This window comes from Proteus sp. FME41, from assembly GCF_014897315.1.
Lineage (GTDB): Bacteria > Pseudomonadota > Gammaproteobacteria > Enterobacterales > Enterobacteriaceae > Proteus.
Map to the genome: position 1 here is coordinate 22,966 of NZ_JABUYL010000029.1, position 9,941 is coordinate 32,906.

At 35.1% G+C, this 9,941-nt stretch carries 10 protein-coding genes; 6 read left to right on the forward strand and 4 right to left on the reverse strand.

The window, feature by feature from the left end; translation table 11 throughout:
* Positions 1–179: 179 nt before the first annotated feature.
* From INT04_RS17770 to INT04_RS17780, 3 genes are read left to right on the forward strand one after another with little or no spacing between them, the layout of a single operon-like run.
* The gene (locus INT04_RS17770) at positions 180–1,001 is read left to right on the forward strand and encodes an MBL fold metallo-hydrolase (protein WP_193017418.1); all 822 of its coding nucleotides are present in this window, start codon (positions 180–182) and stop codon (positions 999–1,001) included.
* A gap of 13 nt (positions 1,002–1,014) precedes the next feature.
* Positions 1,015–2,262 (forward strand): MFS transporter, encoded by a 1,248-nt coding sequence (locus INT04_RS17775; RefSeq protein ID WP_193017419.1) that lies wholly within the window; start codon positions 1,015–1,017, stop codon positions 2,260–2,262.
* A gap of 39 nt (positions 2,263–2,301) precedes the next feature.
* Complete coding sequence (locus INT04_RS17780; protein ID WP_193017420.1) at positions 2,302–3,015, forward strand: MgtC/SapB family protein; 714 nt, start codon at positions 2,302–2,304, stop codon at positions 3,013–3,015.
* Between the two features lie 81 nt (positions 3,016–3,096).
* On the opposite strand, the gene INT04_RS17785 is transcribed toward INT04_RS17780, so the two are convergent.
* On the reverse strand, positions 3,097–5,082 hold the full coding sequence (locus tag INT04_RS17785; protein WP_193017421.1) for an acyltransferase family protein: 1,986 nt from the start codon (positions 5,080–5,082) through the stop codon (positions 3,097–3,099).
* A gap of 356 nt (positions 5,083–5,438) precedes the next feature.
* Here INT04_RS17785 and INT04_RS17790 point away from each other — a divergent pair, with 356 nt between their 5' ends.
* From INT04_RS17790 to INT04_RS17800, 3 genes are all read left to right on the forward strand, one after another.
* Positions 5,439–6,092, forward strand: coding sequence for a hypothetical protein (locus INT04_RS17790; protein ID WP_193017422.1), 654 nt, complete (start codon positions 5,439–5,441; stop codon positions 6,090–6,092).
* 2 nt (positions 6,093–6,094) lie between these two features.
* A complete protein-coding gene (locus INT04_RS17795) occupies positions 6,095–6,625 on the forward strand; it encodes a hypothetical protein (protein ID WP_226894170.1) in 531 nt (176 codons plus the stop codon).
* Between the two features lie 179 nt (positions 6,626–6,804).
* Positions 6,805–7,458, forward strand: coding sequence for a hypothetical protein (locus INT04_RS17800; RefSeq protein ID WP_193017423.1), 654 nt, complete (start codon positions 6,805–6,807; stop codon positions 7,456–7,458).
* A gap of 145 nt (positions 7,459–7,603) precedes the next feature.
* Here the strand turns inward: INT04_RS17800 and INT04_RS17805 are convergent, their stop codons facing one another.
* From INT04_RS17805 to INT04_RS17815, 3 genes are all read right to left on the reverse strand, one after another.
* The gene (locus INT04_RS17805; RefSeq protein WP_193017424.1) at positions 7,604–8,320 is read right to left on the reverse strand and encodes a hypothetical protein; all 717 of its coding nucleotides are present in this window, start codon (positions 8,318–8,320) and stop codon (positions 7,604–7,606) included.
* Positions 8,321–8,422: 102 nt separating this feature from the next.
* On the reverse strand, positions 8,423–9,565 hold the full coding sequence (locus INT04_RS17810; protein WP_193017425.1) for a hypothetical protein: 1,143 nt from the start codon (positions 9,563–9,565) through the stop codon (positions 8,423–8,425).
* Entirely contained in the window at positions 9,566–9,826 is a 261-nt protein-coding gene (locus tag INT04_RS17815; protein WP_165122081.1) for a PAAR domain-containing protein, read from the reverse strand.
* Positions 9,827–9,941: the final 115 nt, after the last annotated feature.

Below are 9,941 nucleotides of genomic sequence, written 5' to 3' on the forward strand. Positions count from 1 at the left end.
GTTAATCAATAAGATAATAAATTTAATTTGAATAAGATCACTGATCTGATCTTCCTTTATTGGCAAACAATCTTAGTCACTTTATTATTGGAACGTTCAAATTTATCTATATCTTATAGATAGCCAACACCAGAAATTTAATAAAATCATAATAAAACAATAGGATAAGGGGATTTCTTATGAAACTTCATTTTTTAGGGACGGCGGCCTCAGAAGGCATACCGAATCCCTTCTGCCGTTGTGAACACTGTCTGAAAGCCAGAAAACTGGGTGGGAAAGATATCAGAACTCACTCTTCTGCCATTGTGGATGACATCATGCTAATTGATGTGTCTCCTACTTTTAGTTACCAATTAATGCGTGATGGGATGGATGCTACCCTTTTTGAAAGCCTCCTGTTTACCCATACACACCCTGATCATTTTAACGTTGGCGATCTATTTAGCCGAATGGAAGGTTATGGTTTTGAAATTAATCATCCTCTTCATATTTTTGGTAACGATCGTGCAATTAATGGCTGTATTGAGGTTTTACCGGGCTACAGTAAAGAACGTTTCGCTTTTCACTGCTTAATTCCTTTTGTTACTGTCGAAAGAAATGGCTATAAAATTACGCCATTGCTCGCTAATCATGCGAAATGGGAACTTTGCTATGTTTATCATATTGAGAAAGAGGGCAAGGTTATTTTTTATGGTCATGATTCTGGCTGGTTCCCTGAATTAACATGGAAATGGTTAGAAAACAAGCCCCTAGATATCGTTGTTTTTGAATGTACTTATGGACTCAATGGTAAAGATCGTACCGATAATCATATGAGCCTAGAAACCGTATTTGCAGCAAAAGAAAAACTGCAACAGCAAGGTTGTTTACATCAAGAGACACAAATTGTTGTTTCACATATTTCACACAGTGGAAAACTGCTTCATCACGAATTGGAAGCTGTTTGCGCTCCTCATAATATCCGCGTCGCTTACGACGGATTAACGCTAGAAACACATTAAGAGGAGAACCATGATGAATATGAAAATAACCTCTCGCTTACTGATTATGATGTTTGTGCAATATTTCATGCAAGGTGCGTGGAATATGACCATGGGACTGGTATTAAGTACCTATGGTATGGCAAGCATTATTGGTAATGCCTACGCTTTATTAGGTGTCGCAACCATTATCTCCCCATTATTTATTGGAATGGTCGCCGACCGTTTCTTTGCTTCACAAAAAGTTATGGGCATCCTTCACTTAATTAACGCCGCAGTCATTATTTGTGTTCCTCAATTTATTGAAGCACAAAACAGTGGCATGACATTATTCTTAATTTTTATTATTGGATTACTGTTCTATCCTACAACGGCACTTTCAAATAGTATTAGTTTTTCCCATATTAATGGCGTGAAATATTTCCCTATTATTCGTGTATTCGGTACGTTTGGTTTTATGGCTATCGGATTTATATTAGGTGAAATGGGCTTCTCTGGTAGTACGATGACTTGGTATATCGCGTCTGCGGTAGGTGTTTTACTCGGTTTCTACTGCTTTACCTTACCGAATACGCCACCTAAAGCGAAAGGCAAGCCGTTTTCTGCTCGTGATATTTTATGTTTAGATGCCCTTTCATTATTTAAAGATCGCTACTTTGCTATCTTAATGTTTAGCATCTTTATTTTAATGATCCCTAAAACCGCGTACTCCGCTTATATTCCTGTCTTTATTAAAGCGTTAGGTTTTAATAATGCGGCCTCTATTATGCAAATAGGGATAGCGTGTGAAGTGCTGTTTATGTTTGTATTGTCATTCTTCTTGCTGAAATTTGGCTTCAAGATCACCTTACTTTTAGGGGCTGTTAGCTGGATTATTCGTTCAATATTTTTCTCTTATGCCGCGGTAAATACAGAGATCTATTTTATCGTTATCGGATTAATGCTACAGGGATTATGTTGGGACTTCTTCTTTACTGCTGGTGATATTTATGTTGACCGCAAAGCCAAACCCGAAATTCGTGCTCAAGCACAAGGCTTACGCTTTATTGTCTCTAATGGTTTCGGCTTATTATTTGCTTCCACTATTTGTGGTCAAATCTTTAATTCAACCGTAACAGAAACAGGGGATGCTGCATTACCACAGTGGTCAACATTCTGGATATACCCATCGATTGTCGCGGCCATTGTCACGATATTCTTTATCTTCTTCTTTAAAGATGATGTGACGAAAAAGAAAAATAACGAAGATAAAAAAGCACAAGAAAGTATTGCAACACCGTAGTTTTAAAATAAAGGAATAAGCCAACGTCAGGAGCAAACCATGGACGCATTAATTCAGTTTGTTGACAGCATTGGCCCTTTATCACTTTCAAGTATCGCTAAATTATTAGCCGCCTTTATTTTAGGCGGCTTTATTGGCTTAGAGCGTGAATCAAAGGGTAAACCTGTCGGTTTTAAAACCTGTGTCATTATTGCGGTGGCCAGTTGTTTATTAACCATTGTTTCTATTCAATCCGCAGAATATTACGCCAATATTTCCGATAATATTCGTAGTGATCCCATGAGATTGGCGGCACAAATTATTAGTGGTGTTGGTTTTCTTGGTGCCGGTGTCATATTACACCGACGTGATGATGCTATTTCAGGCCTAACGACCGCTGCCATAGTGTGGGCTTCAGCGGGTGTTGGTATTGCCTGTGGTTCGGGTTTTTATTGGCATGCCATGATTGTGACTTTCCTCTTTTTTATGGCGATTCAACTTAGCCCACAAGTGGTGCTATTTCAGATGAAAAACCAACGGTTAGGTAAGATTAAAGTGCGCATGTTATTTACTCATGAAAGCGGCGTACCGCTTTTAATTGAGTATTTAAAAAGCCATAAAGATGTGATTGAAAATCTGACTATTCGCGATATTAAAAAAGAGCGCGTCGAAGTAAATTTAAAATTATCAGTCAGACAAAAAATCACCTTACCTGAATTTTATTGCTCATTAAAACAGCTTGAACATGTTCATTCTGTTTCTTTGGATCATTAATATATTCAAAAATAAAAAGTGCGCTTTATCTTAGATAACTGCGCACTTTTTTATCATCATATTAATGACCGATGTATTGTCTTATTGGGGATTTTCTACCGCAAGCGGATTACCAAAACGCTCTAAATACATCATGCCAAAGATTGTTGAAGCATAGTCTGTAATATGTCCTACATCACGATACACCGGCACACCTTCTATATCCGTTAAGCAGATATTTTTATCACACTGCACATCTTTAGGATCGATGATAATTAAGGTTGGATAATCTCGTTTTAATTTAGCAAATAACTGATTCATCCATGTATTACCCTCACCTTTATAGTTTTTTGGGTTACAGTTGTTATCTGCAAAATCTTTTCTTAATTTCGCATTCTCATAAAAACAGGTCATAAAATCACTTGGCATTGAATTAACCGTTTTAATAAAAACAGGTTTAGCCCCTGTGGCAATAATCATATCAAGTGCTTCACGCATTGCTTTCTCAACGCGTTGACGAGATTCATCAACTGTTCTCACATCACCTATCTTATTAATGACATGATTTGACGCGTAGTTATTCCAAACTTGCCCAAATATTACATAATCGAAGTGGCTATTCTTGATAAGTTGATAATATTTCGCCGTTTGATCGTAACAACGTTGATAAACTGTATTTTTATGATTAGACCAGTCATAAAGATAAATATTAGGAAGCGTAATACACGATGAAGTTGCTTGTGCATAGACATCTATCTTGGCATCTTTACCCAAAATATCCATAAAGCCCCAATAATGATTTGCATGAGAATCACCCAATAAAAAGGCTTTTTTCTTACTTCCTACTTCACCAATATGGCACATTTTATCGGGATCAGTGGCTTCAAAATTCATACATTTAGTTCGATTAGGATAATCAAACTGATTCAGCTTAGCTTCTAAATTAACGTAATTTTGCCCAAGCCTTGCTCCAATACCTTGATATTTTTCATTCAATGCATTTAGCCCAAAAGCGAATAAAATAGGAATAATTAATAAGAGAGTGATGGAATATTTAAAGGCTAAGCGCTTTCTTCTAAACGGTTTTTCAATCAGAAAATAAGAGCTAATCGATAGCAATAAGGTTAATGCTAACATCGATCCCTTTTGCAATTCTGTATTAAACACACCAACATAGCGTGCAACAGAAAATAATGGCCAGTGCCATAAATAGAGTGAGTAAGATAATAACCCAACGATCACGATTGGCTTTAACGAGAGTATTTTTTCAATAATACTTCCATGTTGTCCGGTATAAATAATTAGTGCAGCACCAAGACAAACATACAACGTATTAAGGTTCGGATAACCTGCAATAATATCGTTTTGAAATGCAACCCAAACAATAACACCTAGCGCAATTAAGCTAATAACATCATTTATTCTTCGATTAAGTTTTATCTTTATTGGGAAGTAGGCAACACAAGCTCCCAACATAAATTCGAAGATCCGCGTACTAAAATAGTAGTAATTTTTCGGTTGGTCTTTTTGATAAAAAAACACTAAAGAAAAAGAAATTATCGTAATAAATACAATAGGATAAAAATGATTTATTTTTTCTTTATGATTGATTTTATGCAGAAAATAAAGTGCAAAAGGCAAGAAAAGATACCATTGCCACTCTATCGCTAAAGACCAAGTATGCAATAAAGGTAGAAAAAGTGCATCTTGCGCAGCATAACTGGTTGTTGCTTTTGCAAAGTACTTATTAGAAAGAAAAGCAGAAGCGTATTTTTCGCTATTTGTGATATCAAGATAATCACTAGGCAGATAAAAAAGCCCAGACATCAGTAAAACAGCAATTAATACAACAAGGTAAAGTGGCTGTAATCGCCATAATCGGCGTGTGTAAAAATCACGAAATGAAAAATAACCTTGTGATAATGAAGTTTTAATTATCAATGAGATCAAAAAACCCGAGATCACAAAGAAAATATCGACACCAATAAATCCAGAAGGAATTAAGCGATTATCCAAATGAAAAAGGATAACCAGAATAACAGCGACGGCTCTTAAACCGTCAATATCAGCACGATATTTGACATTCATAATCCAAACACATAATCCGAATAAAAAGAATCGCTGGATTATATACCAATTAACAATTTCGCTTTAGTCACAAAAAGAATAATTTTGAGATACAAAGATATTAACTATCTATTTTTTGTAAATTATTAATGTTAATTAATGCATTAATAAATTTTAGCTTAGATTGAATCTAATGTACTTGTAAATAAAAAGTATCACTGACCTAATAACTTCGCTCATTGCTAAATATGTGATAGGTAAAAACTCTGGCTATTTTCTCGATACATCTTAATTTGAAATTTCTCTTGCTTTATTTCTTTAAAAAAGACAGAGTGTCCCTAGTCCCGGGACAAAGGACGCGCTTAAGAGGAGAGGAGATGAAAGGCCAAGATATTTTATTATTACTAAAATTAATATCGTTACAACACCATGAAAAACAATTAAATAGTCTCGAGCACTTAACAACACAATCCAAGGCATGGCAAGACTGGGATATTATAGAAGAGAAGAAACTAGAACAAAAAAAAACCTTAGCCTTTATTGAAATTGATACTTATCGCGAGAGCCTTTATACCGTTCGCGCCTTAGAAAAAACAACGGGTATAGGTAAAACACAAATAGCAGATTCTATTAAACGATGTATAGATATTGGCCTTGCTAAAAAAGATCGTAAATATAATGTTCCAAGGGCAAATAGGAAATCTTTACTTGAATTCATTATTTATGGAATAAAATATGTATTTCCCGTCAGAATGGGAGAATTAACACGAGGGATCGCGACTTCTTTTTCTGCTCCAGTGTTAAATGAAAAATTATTTAGCTCAGGTGATTTGATCGCTGTTTGGCCTGATGAAACAGCAAAAAATAAAGGGTTGAAAGTAATACCTTTATTTCACACTGTTCCTTATGCTGTTCGGCAGGATGATAATTTATATGCAATGCTTGCCCTAGTCGATGCAATTAGGCTTGGAAACCCACGTGAAGCCAGTTTAGCAGCAGATTTATTGGAAAAGATATTTAAGGAAATATAAGAATGGAAGCTAAACAACAATATCGTATGCTGATAGAAGTAGCTCACGCGTTAGGAGCTGATTTGCTAAAGCAGGTTACTTTTGTCGGTGGGTGCACAACAGCTCTTTTACTAACTGATGAAGTTACTGTAGAACAAGTTCGGCATACAGATGATGTAGACTTAATTGTTCATGTAATTAGTTATGCAAAATATTCAGCTCTGCAGGAAAAATTACAAGAGAGGGGATTCAAAATTGTTGCCCCAGATGAGGATGATAATATTCCCATTTGTGCAATGAAACTAAATGAATTACGTGTAGATATTATGCCTGATGATGAGTCTATTCTTGGTTTCAGTAACCGATGGTATAAAGAAGCCATAGAAAATTCATTTGAGTATCAACTTAACGAAAATATTACAATAAAGCTCGTTTCTCCAGACTACTTTGTAGCGACTAAGCTTGAAGCATGGCTTGGCAGAGGTAAAGGTGATGCATTAACAAGTCGTGATATTGAGGACATCATAAATTTAATTGATGGACGAGAGGAATGACTTAACGAGCTGAGTAATTCATCAATTACCGTTAAAACATTTGTTTCAGAGCAACTTCGTCTGTTGCTAGATGATAGTAATTTTGAATATGCAGTGAGCAGCCAATCTAACAATAGTCCTCAACGTGAGAATATTATTTTTGAGCGTATCGAAACAATAATCGCTAGGACTTCTTGTTAATGAATATCTTATGGGAAAGTCAAAAAGGCTCATTGCGTAAAAATAATAATGACTATGTCGCTATACGAGTAAGTAATAACCATTTTTCTGCTGTTATTGTTGATGCATCCAGTAAAGGAAAAGCGCCTAGTTGTTTAGCTAAATATTGGGCAAAAACACTATTAACAAGCTATATAAAACAAGAGCATGAATCCATCATATTACTTCTTAAGAATGTTCACAAAACACTAGTCCCTAATTATCTTACCGAAACTGCAAGCTATTCTCTAATTGATATTGATTTAGAGAAAAAGAATGGAGAAATTATTTATATAGGTGACTGTCGGTTGGGGATAATTAATCATTATGGAATCAACTGGATTAATAAGCCTCACATTATTGTTAACATGTTTACTCAGTTAGATAATAGCTACGCTAACTGTCTTACAAGAGTACTAAAAGCCCGCCGCTTTACCCCTCCAGATCAGATGAAATTTAACTGGGAAGATGGTGATACATTGGTACTTTGTACTGATGGGTACTGGCGCTCAGATAGGGATAATAACGAGCTAAACTACGATGATATCAGTGTACTCAAAATTACACCTGACAATTCTGAGTTCAGCCTCACTATCGATTCAGATTGTAATAACATCTTTTTTATTACTCAATAAACGCTTAGCATCTATCTACATCAGCACGATATTTGACATTCATAATCCAAACACATAATCCGAATAAAAAGAATCGCTGAATTATATACTAATTAACCATATCACTTTAGTCATAAAAAGATGGATAGCCATTTAATACTTAATATTAATAGCACCGAAATGGCCATAATTGATTAAATTCCATCGTTAAGCCCAGTTGTACTTCAGATGAAAGTGAACCTTTGCTCACTACAAATTTTGGATGTTGAATAATGATAGGGGTATTAATCGCATGATGTATTAATGATGATCGGTTTTGCTCTAGCTCATCATAGAGCTGCTTCATCTCTGCTGATGACGTATTTTCACCTAATCGCCCAAGTGTGATATGAATAATGTCTTTATGAAGTTCGCTCTCAATTGGGATTTGCTGATAAACCTGCTGCCTAAAGAGTGTTAATTCCTTTGAGATACCCGTTAATATCAAACTACCATTGGATGTGAGTACAACGTCATTAAATAAAATTTCGATACTTTTTATTTGATTAAAGATTTTTGCAATCTCATGACACCACGATAATAATACGGGCCGTTGTAGTTTAAATTGCTCATTTTGTTGATTAAAAACCGTTAATAATGTGGAATGAAATTCTTGTTGCTGAGTAAACGCAATAAATGGATATTTAAGCGAAAGCTGTTCACAATAAGCTATTAGTTTCTGACTAAAAGGAATAAAGCTTTCCTCAACTTCAGGCTGAGAAATTATTAATTGCCCTGCATTTAAGCTGACATCAATAATACTTTCATCATTAATTTGCTGTTGCCAAATTTCGCCAGTTGCCAGTTTTTTGAGTGTTGCTTGTGTTAAGAAAGAATAACTCACTCCGCCCCTCTTAAAGTCTTTAAACTCTCATTATTTATTATTACCATTTAGCCATTAAGATAGCAAAAGCCCTTCCGAACGTCTGAACAAATAGCGCCACGATTACTTTGGACTGATCCGCTGAAGATAGAGTTTACTCCCTAACTGAGAAACTAAAAGCCGATTAGGTAAATCAAGTGATGATAAAGAAATCGCCATGGCATATCGTGCCGTACCTGCATTACCTAATATCATTTCTGTATCAAAAATTCTCTCTAAGGAGAAATCTGTATTCTGCTTAATAAAATTAATGATGACTTCTTCTTTATTCTTATCATTTAAATGGCAACACCATAATGCTTGTGCATTCTTACCATTAAGCTGAAATTTAGATTGTGCCTCTAAAGCTTCTGATAAAGAACCTATATCACATACAATTGGGCGAAGTAATTTACTATATCTTGATATCTCTTTTAATTCTGGAAATGAAGGAGAAGATAATAATAAACAACATGCCTCTTCACTGACATTATTCTCATCAAACTGAATAGATAAAACGATATAGAGTTCATCAGTTAGCGCCTCATCATATAAATTGGATAGCCATTTCGTTAGATGTATTTGAGGTAATGGTTCAACTTTAGCAACATTGAACGCTAAATTGGTGACTTGTTCTTGAATAACTTGAGCCCAATCTATTTCAATAGCCTCTTTATTTTCCGTATTTACATGCCAAAGGATCTTAATAGGAGTTGAGAGATGATGTTCTTGGTAATATTTGGATATAGGCGTTAATAATGCTTTAGTGATTTCTTCACTTTTTTCCCATAAAGGGCGCAATTTAAGAAAATTAGGCAGTAATTGATTGTTTTTATTCGGTGTTAATTTAGAAAGAATAATATTTTTATTTTGTTCATCAACTTCTGAAACCCTTGATGATGTCAGTAAAATAATATGTTTCTCTGCCCAAACTCTCCATTGATAAAAACAATAATTTAACTCTTCACAGCTAGACTGATATTTAAATAAAACAATAAAATGAACAAGTAATCGAATAAGTACCACGAAGAACATTGGAATAATAGAGAATAGAAGAATAAGTTTAATATTGTCCCAAGATGGATCTAAATAGCCATTTGTAGATAAAGAAATTCCGATAAAAAAACCACTACATGCGACAATACCACAGATTAATATCCATAATAAAATATTGGGCATTTTAGGCTCTTCGGGATACTCTATTTTGGGTACATTCCAGCTTATCATCTACTTTTCTCCCGCAGAGGATAGACTTGAAATTAACCGACAACCACATTCAGTGATAAATCCATCTAATGCAACGTCTCTACCAACCATCGTTATTCTTGTCTTACCCGGCAAGATAGCATTTATACCGTGCCCTGTTTTAGGGCAATTAACTTTATCACCGACTAAAGCCACTGCCTTACCATACACAACTGAACCTGATGCCGAAATAACTTCACCACCATGTGATGTTTTATCGCCTAATCGTATAAATGCTCTCATAGGTTTATCCTCAATAATAATCAAACACTAATCAAACAACATATTTTTACTTATTTCTGAGCCTGTTTTTTATATTCAAAGGTGCCATCCCATTCCGGTAAAGGCGCAGGAGGTA

Excerpts from the sequence above, each read along its gene's own strand:
- INT04_RS17780 (WP_193017420.1), top strand. The coding sequence starts at position 2,302 with ATGGACGCATTAATTCAGTTTGTTGACAGCATTGGCCCTTTATCACTT.
- INT04_RS17790 (WP_193017422.1), top strand. The coding sequence starts at position 5,439 with ATGAAAGGCCAAGATATTTTATTATTACTAAAATTAATATCGTTACAA.
- INT04_RS17775 (WP_193017419.1), top strand. The coding sequence starts at position 1,015 with ATGAATATGAAAATAACCTCTCGCTTACTGATTATGATGTTTGTGCAA.
- INT04_RS17810 (WP_193017425.1), bottom strand. The coding sequence starts at position 9,565 with ATGATAAGCTGGAATGTACCCAAAATAGAGTATCCCGAAGAGCCTAAA.
- INT04_RS17815 (WP_165122081.1), bottom strand. The coding sequence starts at position 9,826 with ATGAGAGCATTTATACGATTAGGCGATAAAACATCACATGGTGGTGAA.
- INT04_RS17795 (WP_226894170.1), top strand. The coding sequence starts at position 6,095 with ATGGAAGCTAAACAACAATATCGTATGCTGATAGAAGTAGCTCACGCG.
- INT04_RS17785 (WP_193017421.1), bottom strand. The coding sequence starts at position 5,082 with ATGAATGTCAAATATCGTGCTGATATTGACGGTTTAAGAGCCGTCGCT.
- INT04_RS17770 (WP_193017418.1), top strand. The coding sequence starts at position 180 with ATGAAACTTCATTTTTTAGGGACGGCGGCCTCAGAAGGCATACCGAAT.
- INT04_RS17800 (WP_193017423.1), top strand. The coding sequence starts at position 6,805 with ATGAATATCTTATGGGAAAGTCAAAAAGGCTCATTGCGTAAAAATAAT.